Raw genomic sequence first — 21,237 nt, 5'->3', positions numbered from 1 at the left:
GGTATGCCGTGCTGCACGGGAGACGGGACAGCAGGTTCGGGCGGCTCCTGCGGTACGGGTTCACCGACCCCGCCGCCGCCGAGCGCCTGCTCGACCTGCCCGCGCTGGCCTGCGTACAGGGCGATCCGGTGGTGCTCGACGCGCTCGGCGCGACGGCCGATCCCGATCTGGCGCTGCGCGGACTGGTGCGGCTGGTGGAGGCGCTGCCCGAAGGAGGCGCCGGCGCCGGCGGCGCCACCGGCGAGGCGGCGGACGGTTCGCGGCAGGCGCTGCTGAGCACGCTGGTCGCCGCCAAGCCGCTACGGGACCGGCTGTTGGGGGTGTTGGGCGCCTCGGAGGCGCTCGGCGACCACCTCGCGCGGCATCCACACGACTGGCAGTCGCTGGCGACGTACGAGTCGGCCGACCTCAACCCCGGTACGGCCGAATTCGAGCGGGCGCTGCGGGAGGGGGTGTGGAGCGGGCCGGGTGCGGAGCGACCGCGGGCCGACGCGCTGCGCGCCGCCTACCGGCGGGCGTTGCTCGGGATCGCCGCCCGCGATGTGTGCGGCACCGTCGACATCGCCCAGAACGCCGCCGAACTCGCCGACCTGGCCACCGCCACCCTGCGGGCCGCGCTGCGGATAGCGGCCGAGGAGGCGCCCGACGACGCGGCGGCCTGTCGGCTGGCCGTCATCGGGATGGGCAAGTGCGGCGGCCACGAGCTCAATTACGTCTCCGACGTGGACGTCATCTTCGTGGCGGAGCCGGCCCCCGGCGACGGCGCGGGCGGCGGGGAGGGAGCCGTCGACGAGGCCACGGCACTGCGCGCCGCCACTCGGCTCGCCGCCCGGATGATGCGGCTGTGCTCGGACGTCACCGTCGAGGGCACCATCTGGCCGGTGGACGCCAACCTCCGCCCGGAGGGCCGCAACGGCCCGCTGGTGCGGACCCTGTCCAGCCATCTCGCCTACTACCAACGCTGGGCCAAGACCTGGGAGTTCCAGGCGTTGCTGAAGGCCCGCCCGGTGGCCGGCGACCCCGACCTGGGCGCGGCGTACGTCGACGCCGTGGCACCGCTGGTCTGGCAGGCCGCCGACCGGGAGAACTTCGTCCCCGACGTCCAGCAGATGCGCCGCCGCGTGGTGGCGAACATCCCCGTCGCCGAGGTCGACCGCGAGCTGAAGCTGGGCCCGGGCGGGCTGCGCGATGTCGAGTTCGCCGTCCAGCTGCTGCAACTGGTGCACGGCCGCACCGACCCGACGCTGCGCGGCGGCTCCACCCTCGGCGCGCTCGCCGCGCTGGCGGCGGGTGGCTATGTGGGGCGCGCCGACGCGGCCGCGCTGAACGACGCCTACCGCTTCCTGCGCTCCATGGAGCACCGCATCCAGCTGTACAAGCTGCGGCGCACCCACCTGGTCCCCGAGTACGAGGCCGACCTGCGCCGGCTGGGCCGCTCGCTCGGCTTCCGCACCGAACCCGTCACCGAGCTGGGCAAGGAGTGGCGGCAGCACGCTCGCGAGGTGCGCCGGCTGCACGAGAAGCTCTTCTACCGGCCGCTGCTGGACGCCTTCGCCCAGCTGGAGCCGGGCGCCGCGCGGCTCTCCACCAAGGCCGCCGGCCAGCGGCTCGAGGCGCTCGGCTACGCCGACCCGGCCGCCGCGCTGCGCCACCTGGAGGCCCTCGCCTCCGGCGTGACCCGCAAGGCCGCCATCCAGCGCACCCTGCTGCCGGTGCTGCTGGGCTGGTTCGCCGACTCCGCCGACCCGGACGCCGGGCTGCTCAACTTCCGCAAGGTCTCCGACGCGCTGGGCAAGACGCCCTGGTACCTGCGACTGCTCCGGGACGAGGGCGCGGCGGCGGAGAACCTCGCCCGGGTGCTGTCCGCCGGGCGGCTCGCCCCCGACCTGCTGCTGCGCGCCCCCGAGGCGGTCGCCATCCTGGGCGATCCGGAAGGGCTGCGGCCGCGCGGCCGCGCCGCACTGGAGCAGGAGATCCTCGCCGCCGTCGGCCGTGCGGACGGCGGCGAACAGGCCGTGGCCGCCGCCCGGGGCGTACGCCGCCGGGAGCTGTTCCGCACCGCCGCCGCCGACCTCATCGGCGCCTATCGCAACGGTGGCGCTCCGGCGGGCGCCCCCGGCCTCCAGGGCGACGGCGGGCGACGCGACGGCGACGCCGGCGGCCCGGGCGGCTTCCCGAGCCGCGCCGGCAAGGGGGCGGCCGCCGGGGCGGCCCTGCGGCGCAACGGATCCGGAGCCTCCGGCACGGCCCCGCGCAACGGGCGGGGACAGGGGCTCCCCGCGGGCCCGGGCGTCGGCGCGGCCCCCGCCCCCGCCGACCACGACGACCTCGGCGCGACCGTCGACCGGATCGGCGAGGCCCTCACCGACATCAACGCGGCCACCCTGGCGGGCGCCCTGCGGGCGGCGGTGCGGGACACCTGGGGCGATGAGCTGCCCACCCGCTTCGCGGTGATCGGAATGGGTCGGTTCGGCGGACACGAGCTGGGCTACGGCTCGGACGCCGATGTGCTCTTCGTCCACGAGCCGCGCGAGGGCGTCGACGAGCAGGAGGCGTCCCGCGCCGCCTTCGCCGTCGCCAACGAGATGCGACGGCTCCTCCAGCTTCCCACGGCGGATCCGCCGCTGCTCATCGACGCCGATCTGCGGCCCGAGGGCAAGTCCGGGCCGCTGGTGCGGACGCTGGCCTCGTACGCGGCGTACTACCGGCGCTGGTCGCTGGTCTGGGAGAGCCAGGCGCTGCTGCGTGCCGAGCCGGTGTCGGGCGACCCGGAGCTGGGCGCCCGCTTCATCGAGCTCATCGCCCCGCTGCGCTACCCGGCCGAGGGCCTCGGCGAGGACGCGGTGCGCGAGATCCGGCGGCTCAAGGCGCGGATGGAGTCCGAGCGGTTGCCCCGCGGCGCCGACCCGACCACCCACACCAAGCTGGGCCGGGGCGGACTCAGCGACATCGAGTGGACCGTGCAGCTGCTCCAGATGCGGCACGGCTGGGCCGAGCCCGGCCTGCGCACCACCCGCACCCGCGAGGCGCTGGCCGCCGCGCAGGCGGCCGAGCTGATCACCACCGAGGACGCGCAGACGCTGGACGAGGCGTGGCTGCTGGCCACCCGCGTGCGCAACGCGGTGATGCTGGTGCGCGGCCGCCCCGGCGACACCTTCCCCGGCGAAGCGCGCGAGCTGGCCGCGGTCGGGCGCTATCTGGGGTACGAACCGGGGCACATCGGCGAGATGGTGGACGACTACCGCCGCACCACCCGGCGCGCGCGCCGGGTGGTGGAGCGGCTCTTCTACGGAGCCTGAGCGGGCACCCGAGCCGACCCCGAGCCGCGCTCGGAGGACCCGCCGAGGGTCAGGGCTGGACCCGTTCGGCCCGGGCGGGGGCCGCGGGCGGGGACGGCACGGTCCCGGCGTCGACCGGCTGGGGCGCCGGCCGTCCCGGCTCGGTGTGGGAGCGCTCCCGCACCGCGGTCGGCCGCCCCGCCGCGGCTGCCCCTGGCTCCCTCGTCGGCTCCGGCTCCCTCGTCGGCTCCGGCTCGCTCGTCGGCTCCGGCCCGGCCACCGCCACCCGCTTCGGCAGTCGGTGCGCCAGCGCCCCGTACCACGCGTACGACAGCGTGAAACCGAAGCTCAGGCAGAGCGCGCCGCCGACCGCGTCCAGCCAGAAGTGGTTGGCGGTGGCGACGATGACGACGAGCGTCGCCACCGGGTAGAGCAGCCCCAGCGTCTTCACCCACACCGGGCGGGCCAGCACGGCGATGGTGACGCCGCACCACAGCGACCAGCCGATGTGCATCGACGGCATCGCCGCGTACTGGTTGGACATGTCGGCCAGGTTGCCCGAGGCCATCGAGCCCCAGGTGTGGTGCACCACGACCGTGTCGATGAAATCCCCGCCGGTCATCAGACGCGGAGGGGCGAGCGGGAAGAGGTAGTAGCCGAGCAGAGCGACGCCCGTGGTGGCGAAGAGGATCAGGCGAATCGCCGCATACCGCCCTGGATGCCAGCGGTAGAGCCACACCAGGACGCCGATGGTGACGATGAAGTGCAGCGTCGCGTAGTAGTAGTTCATGCCGACGATGAGCCAGTCGACCGAGTCGGCGGCGTGGTTGACGGAGCGCTCGAAGGCCAGACCGAGCCGGTGCTCCCAGTCCCAGATCCAGTCGGCGTTCCGCATCGCGGCCGCGCGCTGCTCCGGCACCGCGTTGCGGATCAGGGAGTACGTCCAGTAGCTGACGGCGATGAGCAGGATCTCGAACCACAGTCGCGGTCTGCGTGGGGTCCGCAGCCGGGCCAGCAGGGTATGACGCACCGCCGGGCGGTCTTCGGCCTCCTCGATGGGTGAGGGGGTGGCCGTCCGTCCTTCCAGGGTCCTCACAGTCACGTCACCCATAGGGCAACAGTCTGCCAGACCTGGCTCTGCCGGATCATCCGGAGGTACGGTCTTCGTCGCTTCTGCCCGACTTCGGCGGGGTGTCGGCCCGTCTGGTGGGGCCGTCCTCGGGGGCCCCACCAGACGCGTTCGGTTCCCCGCCGGGGGCGCTCCGCTGGGCCGAGGCGGTGGAGCCGCGCACCACCAGCTCGGGCAGGAAGACGAATTCGCTGTGCGGGGCGGGGGTGCCCCCGATCTCCTCCAGCAGCGCCCGCACCGCCGCCTGTCCCATCGGCTGCACCGGCTTCCGAATGGTGGTCAGCGGCGGATCGGTGAACGCTATGAGGGGAGAGTCGTCGAAGCCGACGACGGAGATGTCCCGCGGGACCGCGAGCCCCTGCTGCCGGGCGGCCCGGATGGCACCCAGTGCCATCATGTCGCTGGCGCAGATGATCGCGGTACAGCCGCGCTCTATCAGCGCGGTCGCCGCCGCCTGGCCGCCCTCCAGCGTGTAGAGGGAGTGCTGGATGAGCTCCTCGGACTGCCGGGCCGTCAGCCCCAGCTGCTCCCGCATGCCGCGCTGGAACCCCTCGATCTTCCGCAGCACCGGCACGAACCGCTTGGGGCCCAGCGCCAGCCCGATCCGGCTGTGGCCCAGCGAGACGAGGTGGGTGACCGCCAGCAGCATCGCCGCCCGGTCGTCGGGGGAGATGAAGGGGGCCCGCACCTTGGGCGAGAAGCCGTCCACGAGCACGAACGGCACGCCCTGCCCGCGCAGCTGGTCATAGCGCTGCATATCGGCGCTGGTGTCGGCGTGCAGCCCGGAGACGAAGATGATCCCGGCCACTCCCCGGTCCACCAGCATCTCGGTCAGCTCGTCCTCGGTGGAGCCGCCGGGGGTCTGGGTGGCCAGCACCGGGGTGTACCCCTGGCGCGTCAGCGCCTGCCCGATGACCTGCGCCAGCGCCGGAAAGATGGGGTTCTCCAGCTCCGGGGTGATCAGCCCGACCAGTCCCGCGCTGCGCTGCCGCAGCCGCACCGGCCGTTCGTAGCCCAGCACGTCGAGCGCGGCCAGCACGGATTCGCGGGTGGCCGCGGCCACTCCCGGCTTGCCGTTGAGCACGCGGCTGACTGTGGCTTCGCTGACCCCCGCCTGGGCTGCGATGTCGGCAAGCCGTGCGGTCATGGGATTGGACTGTACCGGTCGCATGTCAGATTGCCCACCACACGCAGCAATCAGCGGGAATGCGGACGGAACGGCCTTCGAACTCCGCCGGCGCCGAGGACAGTACGGGGCGGCCCGGCGCGGGCATCTCGACGGGGTGGCCCAGGGTGTTCAGGGTGCAGACGAAGCCGGGCCGGGAGAGTGCCAGCACGCCCTCCGGCGCGGCCGGCCCGTCCAGCCACGCCATCGTCCCGTCGCCCAGCCCCGGCAGCCGGCGCCGCAGCGCGATGGCGGAGCGGTAGAGCTCCAGGGTGGAGCTCGGGTCGCCGGTCTGGGCCTCGACGCTGAGCGCGGCCCAGCCGTCGGGCTGCGGCAGCCAGCTCGGGCCGCCGGCGACCGGGCCGAAGCCGTACGGGGCCTCGCTGCCCGACCAGGGGATCGGCACCCGGCAGCCGTCGCGGAAGCCGTCCTGCCCGGACTGGCCGTCCTCGGTGAAGGAGCGGAAGAACGCCGGGTCCTGGCGGACCTCGTCGGGCAGGTCGACGACCTCGGGAAGGCCGAGCTCCTCGCCCTGGTAGATGTAGGTGGAGCCGGGCAGCGCCAGCATCAGCAGCGCCGCCGCCCGGGCCCGCCGCAGCCCCTGCTCCGGGCTCTCCTCCGCGTAGCGCGTGGTGTGCCGCACCACATCGTGGTTGGACAGCACCCATGTCGTCGGCGCCCCCACGGACGCGGTCGCGCCCAGCGACTCGTCGATGACGGAGCGCATGGCGGCCGCGTCCCACGGGCAGCGCAGGAAGTGGAAGTTGAACGCCTGGTGCAGCTCGTCGGGCCGGACGTACAGGGCGAGCCGCTCCGCGCTGGGCGCCCAGGCCTCGGCCACGCCGATCCGGTCCCCGTCGTAGGAGTCCAGCAGCCGTCGCCAGGAGCGATGGATCTCGTGCACCCCGTCCTGGTCGAAGAAGGGCAGCACCTGGGCGCCGATCAGCTTGGCCTGCTCCTTGTGGCCGATGTCGGGCAGCCCGGCGGCCTTGACCATGCCGTGCGCGACGTCGATCCGGAACCCGTCCACGCCCAGGTCCAGCCAGAACCGGAGCACCGAGTCGAACTCCTCGACGACCTCCGGGCAGTCCCAGTTGAGGTCCGGTTGCTCGGGGGCGAACAGATGGAGGTACCAGTCGCCGGGGGTCCCGTCGGGGTTCTCGGTGCGGGTCCACGCGGGGCCGCCGAAGACCGACTCCCAGTCGTTCGGCGGCAGCGCGCCGTCCCCGCCCCGGCCGGGGCGGAAGTGGTAGCGCGCCCGGGCCGCCGAGCCCGGCTCCGCGGCGAGCGCGGCCGTGAACCAGGGGTGCCGGTCCGAGGTGTGGTTGGGGACGATGTCGACGATGACCCGCAGCCCGAGCCGGTGCGCGGCGCGCACCAGGGCGTCGGCGTCGGACAGGTCGCCGAAGAGCGGATCCACGGCGCGGTAGTCCGCCACGTCGTAGCCGCCGTCGGCCTGGGGCGAGGCGTAGAAGGGGGTGAGCCAGACGGCGTCCACCCCGAGCCGGGCCAGGTGCGGCAGTCGCTCGCGGACGCCGCGCAGATCGCCCACCCCGTCGCCGTCGCTGTCGGCGAAGGAGCGGACGTACACCTGGTAGATGACGGCGTCGCGCCACCAGCCGGCATCGGTGGGCTCCGGGGGGCGGGCCGGCCGAGGGGAGTCGTCGAGGCCGGTCGACGGCTGAGGGGCCCGGGCGGGGGCGGCGGCGCGCGCGGCGGCGCGCGCCGAGGTCGTGAGCTCCTGGGTCATGTGAGCGATCCCTGTCGGTCTCGGCAGCATTGCCTGGAACGTCATGGAACGTAACAGCCCTGCAATGCCTTGCAAAAGGCTTGCAGAGTTGCCGGGGCGCCTCAGTGTGCCACCGTCCCGTCCGTGTCAAGGGCATCATCGGCAACTGCCAGGACACGCGGATGTAACGATCCCCGGCCCTTGCAGAAATTTGCCGCAAGCTCTTTCGAGTCCTTTGCATCCCTGTTACGTTCCTCGACAACCCGGCGCCGCGATGGCGCGGCCGGCTTTGAAGGAGTTCACATGCGACGTGGCATAGCGGCCACTGCGCTCGTCGCGGCGATGGCACTCGCCGCGACCGCCTGCGGCGGAAGCGACAGTGACGACAGCGGCAAGAAGGCCCCCGGCGACATCTCCGGCACGGTGACGTACTGGGACACCTCGAACGACGCTGAGAAGGCCACGTACAAGAAGCTCGCCGAGGCCTTCACCGAGAAGTACCCGAAGGTGAAGGTCAAGTACGTCAACGTGCCGTTCGGTGAGGCGCTGAACAAGTTCAAGAACGCCGCCGGCTCCGGGGGCTCCGGCGCCCCCGACGTGCTGCGCGCCGAGGTCGCCTGGACCCAGGACCTCGCCAACATCGGCTACCTGGCCCCGCTGGACGGCACCCCGGCCCTCGACAACGAGAAGGACTACCTCCCCAAGGCCGCCGCCTCCACCAAGTTCAACGGCAAGACCTACGCCGTGCCGCAGGTGATCGACACCCTCGGCCTCTTCTACAACAAGAAGCTGCTGAAGGACGCCGGGGTCGAGCCGCCGACCTCGCTCACCGAGCTCAAGGACGCCGCCAAGAAGATCAAGGAGAAGACCGGCAAGACCGGCCTCTACCTGCGCGGCGACGACGCCTACTGGTACCTGCCCTTCATCTACGGCGAGGGCGGCGACCTGCTCGACACGAAGAACAAGAAGGTCACGGTCGACGAGGAGCCGGGCGTCAAGGCGTTCGCCGCCGCCCGCGACCTGGTCAAGTCGGGCGCGGCGGTCACCGACGCCACCGACGGCTGGAACAACATGCAGAACGCCATCAAGAACGGCGACGTCGCGATGACGGTCAACGGACCGTGGGCGATCGAGGACACCCTGTCCGGCAAGGCGTTCAAGGACCGCGACAACCTCGGCGTCGTCCCCGTCCCGGCGGGCAGCGCCGGCCAGGGCGCCCCGCAGGGCGGCCAGAACCTCACCGTCTACGCCGGCTCCAAGAACCTGGACGCCTCCTACCTCTTCGCGAAGTACATGAGCTCCGCCGAGGTGCAGGCCAAGACCACCGAGGCGCTCAGCCTGCTGCCCACCCGGACCTCCGTCTACGAGCAGAAGTCGGTCGCCGAGAACCCGAACGTCAAGTTCTTCAAGGCCGCCGTCGACAAGGCCGTCGAGCGTCCCTGGATCCCCGAGGGCAACAGCCTCTTCCAGGCGATCCTCGTCGAGTTCCCGGGCGTGGTGACCGGCAAGACCTCCCCTGAGGACGCGGCCGAGTCGGTCGGCGACGCCTACCGCAAGCTCCTCAAGGACGACTGGAAGTAGGGGCGGGACGTAACCGATGACTGTCGAGACCAGGCAGTCGGCGGGACCGGCCGGGGGCGTCGAGAAGGACGCCCCCGGCCGGGGCCGCGGGACTGACAAGCACGCTTCCCGGTCCGCCGGCGCGCCCGGCCGGATCCGCCGCGCCCTGACCACCCACTGGTACGCCTGGGCCATGGTCGCCCCCGTGGTGATCGTGATCGGCGTGATCATCGGTTATCCGCTGGTCCGCGGCGTCTACCTGTCGCTGACCGACGCCAACGAGGCCAACGTCGAGCGCACCATCGGCGTCAACCACATCCCGGCCACCTACGACTTCGTCGGCCTGGACAACTTCACCGCCATCCTGAAGGACGGCCTCTTCTGGGACCGCCTCGGCTGGACGGTGACCTGGACCGTCAGCTGTGTGGCGCTCTCCTTCGGCCTCGGCCTCGGACTCGCGGTCATGCTCAACCGCAAGTTCGCCGGCCGCACCCTCTACCGCTCGCTGCTGATCCTGCCCTGGGCGGTCCCCGCCTTCGTCTCGGTCTTCGCCTGGCGACTCCTCTACAACGAGAAGAACGGCATCCTCAACAAGATCCTCGAGGGTGGCGGCATCGACGCCGTGCCGTGGCTGAACGACCCGACCATGGCCAAGGTCTCGGTGATCGCCGTCAACGTCTGGCTCGGCGTGCCGTTCATGCTGGTCGCCCTGCTGGGCGGGCTCCAGTCCATCCCCGGCGAGCTCTACGAGGCCGCCGAGATGGACGGCGCGAGTCCCTGGCAGCGGTTCCGGCACATCACCATGCCCGGGCTGCGCTCGGTGAGCAGTACCGTCATCCTGCTCTCCACCATCTGGACCTTCAACATGTTCCCGGTGATCTTCCTGCTCACCCGCGGCGGGCCCGGGGACAGCACGGAGATCCTGGTGACGTACGCGTACCGGCTGTCCTTCGTCAACAGCCCCCGCGACTTCGCCGGCGCCTCCGCCTGGGGCGTCCTCATCCTGCTCATCCTTCTGCTCTTCGCGGTGGTCTACCGCCGTTCGCTCCGCAAGCAGGGAGAGGTGTGGTAGCCATGGCCGCACGCACGACCCGCCCCCGCCAGCGCGACCAGCGCTCCCCGCTCGCCTCCGTCGGGCTCCACCTCACGCTGCTGATCGCCTCCGCCGTCGCGGTCTTCCCGCCGCTGTGGCTGCTGGTCACCTCGCTCAAGCCCAAGAGCGAGTCGTTCAGCACCGACGTGGTCAAGAACCCGACCCTGGAGAACTACGACCACGTCCTGAACGACACCGAGTTCCTGACCTGGTTCGGCAACTCGCTCTTCGTCGTGGCCATCACCACGGTCCTCGGCGTCTTCGTCGCCGCCACCACCGGCTACGCCGTCAGCCGCTTCCGCTTCCCCGGCATGCGCCCGCTGATGTGGCTGCTGCTGCTCACCCAGATGTTCCCGGTGGCCATCCTCATCGTGCCGCTGTACAACATCATGTCGACGCTCGGCTGGCTCAACCAGCCGATCTCGCTGATCGTCACCTACCTCACGGTCGCCGTGCCGTTCTGCGCCTGGATGATGAAGGGCTTCTTCGACACCATCCCGGTGGAGATCGACGAGTCCGGCCGGGTGGACGGCCTCAACCCCTTCGGCACCTTCTGGCGGCTGATCGTCCCGCTGGCCCGGCCGGGCCTGGCGGTGACCGCCTTCTACACCTTCATCACCGCCTGGGCCGAGGTCGCCTACGCCTCCGCGTTCATGACCGGCGAGGAGAACCTCACCCTCGCCGCCGGCCTGCAGACCTTCGTCAACCAGTACAGCTCCGACTGGGGCGCGATGACGGCCGCCGCCGTCATGATCGCCATCCCCGCGGCACTGGTCTTCTCCTGGGCGCAGCGCCATCTGGTGGCCGGACTGACGGCGGGCGCGACCAAGTCCTGACACCCGGCTCGACGCCGACGCGCCGACGTCACCTCCGGCGCGCCGGCGTCGTCCGGCACACCCAGCCCGTCCGGCGCCCCGGGCGTTCGACCGACGGCCGGACGCCCCCGAGCCGACCGCAACTCACTCAACGACACCAAGGAAGCCATGACGCAGCACCTCGCTGACCCCACCACCGGCACGGCCACCGTCGCCACGGCCGGCAGACCGGGCTGGTGGCGCGACGCGGTGATCTACCAGGTCTATCCGCGCAGCTTCGCCGACGGCAACGGCGACGGCATGGGCGACCTCGAAGGCGTGCGCAGCCGGCTGCCCTATCTGAAGGACCTCGGCGTCGACGCCGTCTGGCTCAGCCCCTTCTACGCCTCCCCGCAGGCCGACGCGGGCTATGACGTCGCCGACTACCGGGCCATCGACCCGATGTTCGGCACCCTGCTCGACGCCGACGCCGTGATCCGCGAGGCGCACCGGCTGGGCATGCGGATCATCGTGGACCTGGTGCCCAACCACTGCTCCGACCAGCACGCGTGGTTCGTCCAGGCGCTGCGCGAGGGCCCCGGCTCCGCGCTGCGCGAGCGCTTCCACTTCCGCCCCGGCAAGGGCGCGGACGGGGAGCTGCCGCCGAACGACTGGGAGTCGCTCTTCGGCGGCCCGGCCTGGACCCGCACCGTCAACCCGGACGGCACCCCCGGCGACTGGTACCTGCACCTGTTCGCCCCGGAGCAGCCGGACTTCAACTGGGAGCACCCCGCCGTACACGACGAGTTCCGCTCGATCCTGCGGTTCTGGCTGGACCTGGGCGTGGACGGGTTCCGGATCGACGTCGCGCACGGCCTGGTCAAGGCCGCCGGGCTGCCGGACCTCGGGCACAACGAGCAGCTGAAGCTGCTGGGCAACCAGCCCATGCCGTTCTTCGACCAGGACGGGGTGCACGAGATCTACCGTTCCTGGCGCACCGTCCTCGACGAGTACGCCGGGGACCGGATCGGCGTCGCCGAGGCATGGACCCCCAGCGCCGACCGCACCGCGCTCTACCTGCGCTCGGACGAGCTGCACCAGGCGTTCAACTTCCACTTCCTGGGCACCCCCTGGGAGGCGAAGAAGATGCGCGAGGTCATCGACGAGTCCCTGGAGGCGATGCTTCCGGTCGGGGCGCCGACGACGTGGGTGCTGTCCAACCACGATGTGGTGCGGCACACCACGCGCTACGCGGAGGAGAGCCCGGAGCAGGGGCTGCGGCGGGCCCGGGCGGCGGCGCTGCTGATGCTGGCGCTGCCCGGCTCCACCTACATCTACCAGGGCGAGGAGCTCGGCCTTCCCGAGGTCGTCGACCTGCCCGACGAGGTCCGCCAGGACCCGTCCTTCTTCCGGGAGTCCGGGCAGGAGGGGCTGCGCGACGGCTGCCGGGTGCCGATCCCGTGGTCGGGCACGAGACGGCTGGGCCGCGCTCAGCGTCGAGGCCCAGACCGGCGACCCGAGCTCCACCCTGGAGCTCTACCGCTCCGCCATCGCGCTGCGGCGCGAGCACCCGGCCCTGGGCGCGGGGGAGTCGGTGGAGTGGCTGGAGGCCCCCGAGGGCGTGCTCGCCTTCCGTCGCGAGGACTTCGTCTGCACCGTCAACACCACCGGCCGGCCGGTGCGGATCCCGGCGCCCGGCCGGACGCTGCTGACCAGCGGGCCGGCGCCGGAGGCCGACGGCGACACCTACGAGCTGCCCGCGGACACCGCGGTCTGGTGGGCGGCGTGACCACTCCGCGGCTCGCGGACATCGCGGCCCAGGCCTCGGTCAGCGAGGCCACCGTCAGCCGGGTGCTCAACGGCAAGGCGGGCGTGGCGGGCAGCACCCGGCAGCGGGTGCTGGCCGCCCTCGACGTGCTGGGCTACGAGCGCCCGGTGCGGCTGCGGCGGCGCAGCGCCGGACTGGTGGGGTTGGTGATCCCGGAGCTCACCAACCCCATCTTCCCGGCGTTCGCGCAGGTCATCGAGCAGACGCTGGCGGGCCACGGGTACACCCCGGTGCTGTGCACCGAGATGCCGGGCGGGGCCACCGAGGACGAGCTGGTGGAGCAGCTGGAGGAGCGCGGCGTCACCGGCATCGTCTTCCTGTCCGGGCAGCACGCCGACACCACCGCCGACCCCACCCGCTACGCCGAACTGTCCGCCCGGGGCGTCCCGTTCGTGCTCATCAACGGCTACAGCGAGCACATCCGGGCGCCCTTCGTCTCCCCCGACGACCGGGCCGCGGCCCGGATGGCGGTGCGCCACCTGGTCGCGCTCGGCCATGAGCGGATCGGGCTCGCGGTCGGCCCGGCGCGCTACGTCCCGGCCCGGCGCAAGGCGGAGGGCTTCGTCGCCGCGCTCGGCGCCGAGTTGGGCCGCTCCGCCGAGGAGGCCGGCGATCTGGTGCGGCACACCCTGTTCACCGTCGAGGGCGGGCAGGTGGCGGCGGGCGCGCTGCTCGACCGCGGGTGCACCGGCATCGTCTGCGGCAGCGACCTGATGGCGCTGGGCGCGATCCGCGAGGCGCGCCGCCGGGGGCTCCAGGTCCCCTGGGACGTCTCGGTCGTGGGCTTCGACGACTCGCCGCTGATCGCGTTCACCGACCCGCCGCTGACCACGGTCCGGCAGCCGGTGCAGGCCATGGCCACCGCGGCGGTCGGCGCCCTGTTGGAGGAGATCGAGGGCAACCCCGTGCCGCCGACGGAGTTCGTCTTCCAGCCGGACCTGGTCGTCCGGGGCTCGACCGCGCAGCCGCGACAGAGCAACTGACCCGGCCCGCGGGCCCGTGCGGGCGCCCGCGCACGGGGCGGCTCGCACGGGCTCGTAGGGACCGGTCCGGCCGGCCGGGCGCGTGGGGTCCGAACCCGGACCCCCGGCCGGCCGGACCGGAGTCTGCGGCAGAACGTAACACCGCCGCAATGCCTTGCGAAAGGTCTTGCACCAAGAGAACGTCAAAGGTACCGTCCGGTAGCCAGCAAGCGACTGGCGTCTTTCAGCAAGAACCTGAAGGACCTCGGAAACCTTTCAGTGGCCTTACGGGCATGGCGCGTTGCCGCATGAGGCTCATCTCATCAGCGACAGCTTCCCCCATGCAGGAGTACCGATGGCCAGCAGAACCGCTGCCGCCGCCCTCGCCCTCACGGCGGGTGCGACGGCGGTGCTTGCCCTGCCCCACCAGGCGCAAGCGGCCCCGCCCGGCACCAAGGACGTCACCGCCGTCCTCTTCGAATGGCGCTTCGCCTCCGTAGCCAAGGCGTGCACCGACAGCCTCGGCCCGGCGGGCTACGGCTACGTCCAGGTCTCGCCGCCGCAGGAGCACATCCAGGGTCCCCAGTGGTGGACCTCCTACCAGCCCGTCAGCTACAAGATCGCCGGCCGGCTGGGCGACCGCACCGCCTTCAAGAACATGGTGGACACCTGCCACAAGGCGGGCGTGAAGGTCGTCGCCGACACCGTCATCAACCACATGGCGGCCGGATCCGGCACCGGCACCGGCGGCTCGCCGTATACGAAGTACGACTACCCCGGCACCTACGCGGGCTGGGACATGGACGACTGCACCTCGCAGATCGGCGACAACTACCGCGACCGGTACAACGTCCAGCACTGCGAGCTCGTCGGCCTCGCCGACCTGGACACCGGTGAGGAGTACGTCCGCACGAAGCTCGCCGGCTATATGAACGACCTGCTCTCGCTCGGCGTGGACGGCTTCCGCATCGACGCCGCCAAGCACATGCCCGCCGCCGACCTCGCCGCCGTCAAGGCCAAGCTCACCAATCCGAACGTCTACTGGAAGCAGGAGGCGATCCACGGACAGGGCGAGGCGGTGCAGCCGGACGAGTACCTCGGCAACGGCGACGTCCAGGAGTTCCGCTACGCCCGCGACCTCAAGCGGGTCTTCAACAACGAGAACCTCGCCTACCTGAAGAACTACGGCGAGGGCTGGGCCTACATGCCCTCCGCCAAGGCCGGCGTCTTCGTCGACAACCACGACACCGAGCGCGGCGGCGACACCCTCAACTACAAGGACGGTGCGAACTACACCCTCGCCAACGTCTTCATGCTCGCCTGGCCCTACGGCGCCCCGGACGTCCACTCGGGCTACGAGTGGTCCGACAAGGACGCCGGTCCGCCGGGCGGCGGCACGGTGAACGCCTGCTGGCAGGACGGCTGGAAGTGCCAGCACGCCTGGCCCGAGATCTCCTCGATGGTCGCCTTCCGGAACGTGGCCCGCGGTCAGGGGGTCACCGACTGGTGGGACAACGGCGCCGACGCCATCGCCTTCGGGCGCGGGGACAAGGCGTACGTGGCCATCAACCACGAGACTTCCGCGCTGACCCGCACCTTCCAGACCTCGCTGCCGGCCGGCGGCTACTGCGACGTGCAGTCCAACCGGCCGGTGACCGTGGACGGCTCAGGCCGCTTCACCGCCACCCTGGGCGCCAACACGGCGGTGGCACTGCACGTCGGCGCGCGCGGCTGCGGCTGATCCGACCGGCCTCGGTGCCCCCGTGCCGGTACGGCCCAGCCGCCGCACCGGCACGGGACGCCGGGCCACCCCGGCCGGGCCCGCACCACCGCGGGACCGGCGCCCGCACCCCGCACCACGGCAGAACCACGGGACCGGCGCCCGCGCCACGCACGACCCGCGGGACTGGTCCCGCACCACGTACCACCGCAGGACCGCATGACCGGTGCCACGCACCACCGCGTGGCCGAAGGACCGCAAGACAGGCGCCCGCAGCACGCACCACCGCACGACCGGTGCCCGTACCGCCGTACCGGCGCGCGGTGCGAGCGCCACGCACCACCGCAAGACCGCAGGACCGCAGGACTGGTGCCCGTACCGCCGTACCGGCGCGCGGGGCGGGCGCCACGCACCACCGCATGACCGCGGACCGCAAGACCGCATGGCCGGTGCCCGCACCACCGCACGGCTGGTGGACGCACCCCCCCGTACCGGCCGCCCGGCGCATAACCCCGCCGCGCCGGGCGGCCCCACTCCTCCCTTCCCGAAGGAGCCCATCCCGTCATGTCCGTCGTGAGAGGCACCCTCCGCCGGGGCACCGTCGCCCTGGCCCTGATGCTGGGCGCGGTGGCCGTACCCGCAGCGACGCCCGCGCAGGCCGCGCCACCCCCCGCCCCCGGACCGGTCACCCCCACGGCGGCCGAGGCGCAGTGGATCGACCGCTCCACCGTGGTCTGGAAGACCGCGACCGGCGGCGACACCACCGAAGAGCTGCGGTACGCGCCCGACGGCGGCGCGCTCGGCGAGACCGCCGACGCCGACACGGGGGCCCGCGCGGGCGGCACCCTGCGGCTGGCGCCGACGCGGCTGACCGAGGCGCAGCGGGCCAAGTTCCCGCACCTGAAGGACTATCCGGCCTTCGCCGTCGATCCGCGCGACCGCGACCTGGCCGCCACGGCGCTGCGCGGCCAGGTGCTCGCCGTCCAGCGTCGCGCCTCCGACGGTGAGCCGCTGCGTGCCACCGGCGTACAGATCCCCGGCGTCCTGGACGACCTGTACGCCGGCGCCGCCCGCCGAGCCGAGCTCGGCCCGGTCTTCCGGAACGGCCGCCCCACCCTCTCGGTGTGGGCGCCCACCGCGCAGCGTGTCTCCCTGGAGCTCGACGGGCGGACGATCCCGATGCGCCGCGCGGCCGACAGCGGGGTGTGGAGCGTCACCGGCCAGCGCGACTGGAGGGGCAAGCCCTACCGTTACCAGGTCCGGGTCTACGCCCCGACGGTCCAGCGGGTGGTCACCAACAAGGTCACCGACCCCTACTCCACCGCCCTGACCGCCGACTCCGCGCGCAGCCTGGTCGTCGACCTGAACGACCCGAAGCTCGCCCCCAAGGGCTGGTCGCGGCTGAGGAAGCCCAAGGCGGTGCCGCTGCGCGACGCCCAGATCCAGGAGCTGCACATCCGCGACTTCTCCATCGCGGACCGCACCAGCAGCCACCCCGGCGGCTACCTCGCCTTCACCGACCGCGCCTCCGACGGGACGCGGCACCTGCGCAAGCTCGCCGCCTCCGGCACCTCCTACGTCCACCTGCTGCCGGCCTTCGACATCGGCACCATCCCCGAACGCCGCGCCGACCAGGCCGAACCCGACTGCGACCTGGCGGCGTCGCCGGCCGACTCCGAGCGGCAACAGGAGTGCGTGGCCGCGACGGCCGCCAAGGACGGCTACAACTGGGGCTACGACCCGCTGCACTACACCGTCCCGGAGGGCTCCTACGCCACCGACCCCGACGGCACCGCGCGGACGGTGGAGTTCCGCCGCATGGTCCAGGGGCTCAACGGCACCGGGCTGCGCACCGTCATGGACGTCGTCTACAACCACACCGTCGCCAGCGGCCAGGACGAGAAGTCCGTACTGGACCGGATCGTGCCGGGCTACTACCAGCGGCTGCTCGCCGACGGCTCCGTCGCCACCTCCACCTGCTGCGCCAACACCGCCCCCGAGAACGCGATGATGGGCAAGCTCGTGGTCGACTCGGTGGTCACCTGGGCCCGGCAGTACAAGGTCGACGGCTTCCGCTTCGACCTCATGGGGCACCACCCGAAGGCCAACATCCTGGCCGTGCGGAAGGCGCTGGACGCGCTCACCCCGGAGCGTGACGGCGTCGACGGCAAGAAGATCGTCCTCTACGGGGAGGGCTGGGACTTCGGCGAGGTCGCGGGCGACGCGCGCTTCGAGCAGGCCACCCAGCGCAACATGGCGGGGACCGGCGTCGCCACCTTCTCCGACCGGGCGCGCGACGCGGTGCGCGGCGGCGGCCCCTTCGACGAGGACCCGCGCCTCCAGGGCTTCGCCTCCGGTCTGTACACCGACCCCAACGACGCGCCCGGCAACGGCTCCCCGGCCGACCAGCGCGCGCGGCTGCTGCACGACCAGGACCTCATCAAGGTGGGTCTGAGCGGCAACCTGGCCTCCTACACCTTCACCGACTCCCGCGGTCGCACCGTCAAGGGCTCCGAGGTCGACTACAACGGCTCCCCGGCCGGCTACGCGGCGGCACCCGGCGACGCGCTCGCCTACGCCGACGCCCACGACAACGAGTCCCTCTACGACGCGCTCGCGTTCAAGCTCCCGCAGCGGACCTCGCCGGGCGACCGCGCCCGGATGCAGGTCCTGGCCATGGCCACCGCCACCCTCTCCCAGGGCCCGACGCTCAGCCAGGCCGGCAGCGACCTGCTCCGCTCCAAGTCACTGGACCGCAACTCCTACGACAGCGGCGACTGGTTCAACGCCCTCCACTGGGACTGTCGGGCGGGCAACGGCTTCGGCCGCGGGCTGCCGCCGGCCGCCGACAACAAGCCCAAGTGGAAGTACGCGACCCCGCTGCTGGCCGACCCGGCGCTGCGGCCCGGCTGCCGTGAGATCAGCGGTGCCTCCGCCGCCTACCGTGACCTGTTGCGCATCCGCACCACCGAGCCGGCCTTCAGCCAGACCACGGCCGCCGGCGTCCAGTCCGCCCTGTCCTTCCCCCTCTCCGGCAAGGACGAGACCGCGGGCGTGATCACCATGCGCCTCGGCCGCCTCGTCGTCGTCTTCAACGCCACCCCCGAGCGCCAGACCCAGACGGTCACCGCCCTCGCCGGCACCCGTTACGCCCTGCACCGGGTGCAGTCCGGCGGCGCCGACGAGGTCGTCAGGACGGCGTCCTACGACACCGACTCCGGAACCTTCTCCGTACCGGCCCGCACGGTCGCGGTGTTCACACGGGGCAGCTAGCCACAGCGCGCCGAGGACCGGGGCGGGAGCCCCGGTTTCGTGAAGGGGGCTCGGGGCAAGAGCCCTCGGATTCGGGAAGGGGCGGGTCGGGGGAGAACATCCCGCCGCGACGGCCAGGACCTCCACGGCGGAGATGGGCGGTGCCGAACCCGTCCCCGCCCCACCGCCCCACCGCCGGGGCGGTGGGGCGGCGGATCGGGTCAGCGCAGGGACGTGATGCGACGGCCGTCGGCGAGGCGGGCGCGGAGCTCGGCCCGTTCCCCGGCCTTGGCGGGCAGGGCGAGGAGCTGGCCGGCCTCGGCCCCCTCCACGCCGCCGCTGGCGGCGATCGAGGTGACCTCGCCGCCGCCCGCGGCGAGCACGAACCACCGGCCCGCCTGGGACTTCCACAGCACCCCGGAGAGCACATGTGGCTCGCGCGGGCCGCAGGCCGGGGAGTCGTCGGCCGCGGCGGCGACCGCGCCGGACGTGCCCGGCTTGCCTCCCGGCGGCTGGAACTGGGCCAGCACCCGGCTGCCCGTGCCGCGCCAGGTCTCGGCGCGGACGCACGCCCAGTCGGCGATGCCGGTGCCGTCGGGCAGCGGCTGCTGGGCGTACGGCCAGGAGTTCACGGAGCGCACGCCGCGCGAGCGCATCACCGCCAGGGTGCACGCGGACCGCGCCCAGCCCGTGCGGGCCTCGGGGCCGGCGACGTCGCGCGGCGCGCCCGGCGCACCGTAGGTCAGCCGGGCCGGGATCAGCTCGCCCAGGTCGGTCACCAGGTGGGAGCCGAACTGCAGCGCGTTCCACTCCTTGCAGTCGCGGGACTGGGCGGGGCTGCCGATGGGGGCGGTGACCCCGTCGGCCGAGCGACGCAGCGGCCGCGCCGGCCCGTCCGGGACGAGCAGGTCCCGTACGGCGGCGTCGCGCACCCAGGGCGCGGTCAGGTAGCGGACGTTGCCGTCGGTGCGACCGACGATGACCGCGGTGGAGGAGGCCGCGTTCCCGGCGTCCGCGCGGGCGAAGTCCAGTGCCGCGCTGCCGCCCGCGCCGTCGGCCGCCTCGGCGTAGCGCACGATCCGCAGCCCGTCGTAGAGCAGCACCACCGCCGCCTGGTCGACCTTGCCCGCGTACAGCAGCTGCGGCGGGCCGGCCGGCGGCCCCGCCTGGGTGCCGGGGGTGACCGCGACCTGCACCGAGCTGCCGGGGCGGGCCCACACCGCCAGCGCGCGGCGCAGCAGCGCGGTGTCGTCGAGGCGGTCGCCACGGGCCGGCCAGGCGGCGAAGTCCGCGCGGGTGGCGCGGCGCCAGGCGTCGGGGGCGGCCCGGGTCAGCTTCGCCGGCTCCAGCGCCTGCTCGACCGCCGCGTTCTGGGCGTACGGCGGGGCGGCGGCGCCGTCCGGGCCCCAGCCCTCGCCCGGCATGCCCAGCAGCGTGCCGCAGACCACGACCGCCGCGGCGGCGGCCAGCGCCGCGCGGGTGTGCTGGCGGCGCCGCATCAGATCGGTCGGCCGCGCTTGCAGGGCGCAGGGGTCGAACTCCGCTGACTGCAACAGCGAGCCGTCGTGGCTGCCCGCCGGGGTGCGCACGGCGGCGGCCTCGTCCAGCGCCGCGTCGGGGTTGGACGCCCCGGCGGCGCGCAGCACCGCGCGCACCTCGTCCTCGGTGAGGCGCTCCAGGCCACGCAGCACATAGGCGGCCCGGGCGGGGGCACTCAGCTGGGCCAGCGCCTGGTCCAGGGCGAGTTCGTCGGCCCCGCCGGAGCGCGGGAACAGCCGCAGCCCCCACACCTGCGGCAGCAGCGGGGGCAGCTGGCCCCGGCGCGGCAGCCGCCAGGGCCGGCGCAGCCGCGCGGCCGCCAGCGCGCCGCGCACCACCCGCAGCCGGACGAACGCGTAGCCGGGGTCGGCCGGCAGTCCGTCCGCGGTGCGCTGCTCGGGCAGCTCGACGTCGGTGCCGTTGGCGCGGGACCGCGGCAGCGACCGCTGGGCCACCGCGTGCGCGGTCAGCACCCGGCGGGTGCGCGCCATGCCGGGCGGAAGGATCAGATAGCCGATCCTGACGAGCCGCGGGTAGTGCTCGACGATGGCCGCCTCGGCCTGCTCGACATCGACGGGGGCGAAGGGCCCGGGAAGGGTGGTTGTCGCCTGCTGCTGCTCCACGATCCGTAGAACGAGTGGTTGGGCGAGTTGGTCACTCGCGACATATCGGACAGGACGTGGACCTCCGGCGGACGCGTGGCGGTTGTTGTGGGACGTCCACGGCGGATGTCGACTGTCCGCGCCGGCGCGGGAGACCGCCTGCGGCGAATGTCACCGTCCGCGCGGGACTGGGGAAACCGTCCGCGACGGACGCCGAGCGTGCGCACCGGGCGCGAGGCCGCCCGGGATGGGCGTCGGCCGTGCGAGCCGAGCGCCGGAGGCTAACCGGGATGGGTGTCGATCGTCCGCGCGGGGCGCCGGAGGCCGCCCGGGATGGGTGTCGACTGTGCGGGCGGGGACCGGGAGACCGCCTGTGGCGGATGTCGATCGTCCGCCCAGGACTTGGTAGGCCGTCCGCATAGGAACTGGGGAGACTGTCCGCAACGGACGCCGACCGCCCGCACCAGGCCTGCCGGAGGCTTGTTGCGACGGACGCCGACCGCCCGCACCAGGCCAGCCGGAGACCGCCCGCAACGGGCGTCGACCGCCCGCACCAGGCCCGCCGGAGGCATTCGCGGCAGCCGGC

General features: G+C 73.1%; 10 protein-coding genes and 2 pseudogenes. 8 read left to right on the top strand and 4 right to left on the bottom strand.

Translation table 11 applies throughout. The annotated features are described in order from the left end of the window. Positions 1–8: 8 nt before the first annotated feature. Positions 9–3,299: a bifunctional [glutamine synthetase] adenylyltransferase/[glutamine synthetase]-adenylyl-L-tyrosine phosphorylase gene (locus tag CD790_RS24550; RefSeq protein WP_144385509.1), complete on the top strand. Its 3,291-nt coding sequence runs from the start codon at positions 9–11 to the stop codon at positions 3,297–3,299. Positions 3,300–3,348: 49 nt separating this feature from the next. Here CD790_RS24550 and CD790_RS24545 read toward each other — a convergent pair whose 3' ends face one another. From CD790_RS24545 to CD790_RS24535, 3 genes are read right to left on the bottom strand one after another with little or no spacing between them, the layout of a single operon-like run. Continuing rightward, positions 3,349–4,389 (bottom strand): phosphatase PAP2 family protein, encoded by a 1,041-nt coding sequence (locus tag CD790_RS24545; RefSeq protein WP_144385508.1) that lies wholly within the window; start codon positions 4,387–4,389, stop codon positions 3,349–3,351. 34 nt (positions 4,390–4,423) lie between these two features. Further along, the gene (locus CD790_RS24540; protein WP_260867850.1) at positions 4,424–5,554 is read right to left on the bottom strand and encodes a LacI family DNA-binding transcriptional regulator; all 1,131 of its coding nucleotides are present in this window, start codon (positions 5,552–5,554) and stop codon (positions 4,424–4,426) included. 25 nt (positions 5,555–5,579) lie between these two features. Further along, positions 5,580–7,322, bottom strand: coding sequence for a glycoside hydrolase family 13 protein (locus tag CD790_RS24535; RefSeq protein WP_144385506.1), 1,743 nt, complete (start codon positions 7,320–7,322; stop codon positions 5,580–5,582). Positions 7,323–7,604: 282 nt separating this feature from the next. On the opposite strand from CD790_RS24535, the gene CD790_RS24530 reads away from it, so the two are divergent. From CD790_RS24530 to pulA, 7 genes and pseudogenes are all read left to right on the top strand, one after another. Further along, entirely contained in the window at positions 7,605–8,882 is a 1,278-nt protein-coding gene (locus CD790_RS24530; protein WP_144385505.1) for an extracellular solute-binding protein, read from the top strand. A 16-nt stretch (positions 8,883–8,898) separates the two neighbouring features. Then, a complete protein-coding gene (locus CD790_RS24525; protein WP_144385504.1) occupies positions 8,899–9,933 on the top strand; it encodes a carbohydrate ABC transporter permease in 1,035 nt (344 codons plus the stop codon). Between the two features lie 2 nt (positions 9,934–9,935). After that, a complete protein-coding gene (locus CD790_RS24520; protein ID WP_144385503.1) occupies positions 9,936–10,790 on the top strand; it encodes a sugar ABC transporter permease in 855 nt (284 codons plus the stop codon). A 147-nt stretch (positions 10,791–10,937) separates the two neighbouring features. Continuing rightward, positions 10,938–12,537: pseudogene (locus CD790_RS24515) on the top strand (glycoside hydrolase family 13 protein). Beyond that, entirely contained in the window at positions 12,525–13,559 is a 1,035-nt protein-coding gene (locus tag CD790_RS24510; protein ID WP_260867849.1) for a LacI family DNA-binding transcriptional regulator, read from the top strand. Before CD790_RS24515 ends, CD790_RS24510 begins: the two are co-directional and overlap by 13 nt. Before the next feature lie 334 nt (positions 13,560–13,893). Then, positions 13,894–15,276: pseudogene (locus CD790_RS24505) on the top strand (alpha-amylase family protein); the annotation flags it as partial. A gap of 546 nt (positions 15,277–15,822) precedes the next feature. Continuing rightward, complete coding sequence (pulA, locus tag CD790_RS24500; protein ID WP_144385500.1) at positions 15,823–18,531, top strand: pullulanase-type alpha-1,6-glucosidase; 2,709 nt, start codon at positions 15,823–15,825, stop codon at positions 18,529–18,531. A 200-nt stretch (positions 18,532–18,731) separates the two neighbouring features. On the opposite strand, the gene CD790_RS24495 is transcribed toward pulA, so the two are convergent. Next, on the bottom strand, positions 18,732–20,672 hold the full coding sequence (locus CD790_RS24495; RefSeq protein WP_144385499.1) for a hypothetical protein: 1,941 nt from the start codon (positions 20,670–20,672) through the stop codon (positions 18,732–18,734). Positions 20,673–21,237: the final 565 nt, after the last annotated feature.

Origin of the sequence: Streptomyces sp. SAJ15 (assembly GCF_007595705.1) — a bacterium.
Classification (GTDB): Bacteria; Actinomycetota; Actinomycetes; order Streptomycetales; family Streptomycetaceae; genus Streptomyces.
The sequence above is the reverse complement of the archived record's forward strand: the minus strand, read 5'-3'. Positions and strand labels throughout refer to the sequence as shown.

What these genes read in the sequence shown, in the direction of transcription:
- CD790_RS24545 (WP_144385508.1), bottom strand. Translation starts at nt 4,389, where the DNA reads ATGGGTGACGTGACTGTGAGGACCCTGGAAGGACGGACGGCCACCCCC.
- CD790_RS24540 (WP_260867850.1), bottom strand. Translation starts at nt 5,554, where the DNA reads ATGACCGCACGGCTTGCCGACATCGCAGCCCAGGCGGGGGTCAGCGAA.
- CD790_RS24535 (WP_144385506.1), bottom strand. Translation starts at nt 7,322, where the DNA reads ATGACCCAGGAGCTCACGACCTCGGCGCGCGCCGCCGCGCGCGCCGCC.
- CD790_RS24530 (WP_144385505.1), top strand. Translation starts at nt 7,605, where the DNA reads ATGCGACGTGGCATAGCGGCCACTGCGCTCGTCGCGGCGATGGCACTC.
- CD790_RS24525 (WP_144385504.1), top strand. Translation starts at nt 8,899, where the DNA reads ATGACTGTCGAGACCAGGCAGTCGGCGGGACCGGCCGGGGGCGTCGAG.
- CD790_RS24520 (WP_144385503.1), top strand. Translation starts at nt 9,936, where the DNA reads ATGGCCGCACGCACGACCCGCCCCCGCCAGCGCGACCAGCGCTCCCCG.
- pulA (WP_144385500.1), top strand. Translation starts at nt 15,823, where the DNA reads ATGTCCGTCGTGAGAGGCACCCTCCGCCGGGGCACCGTCGCCCTGGCC.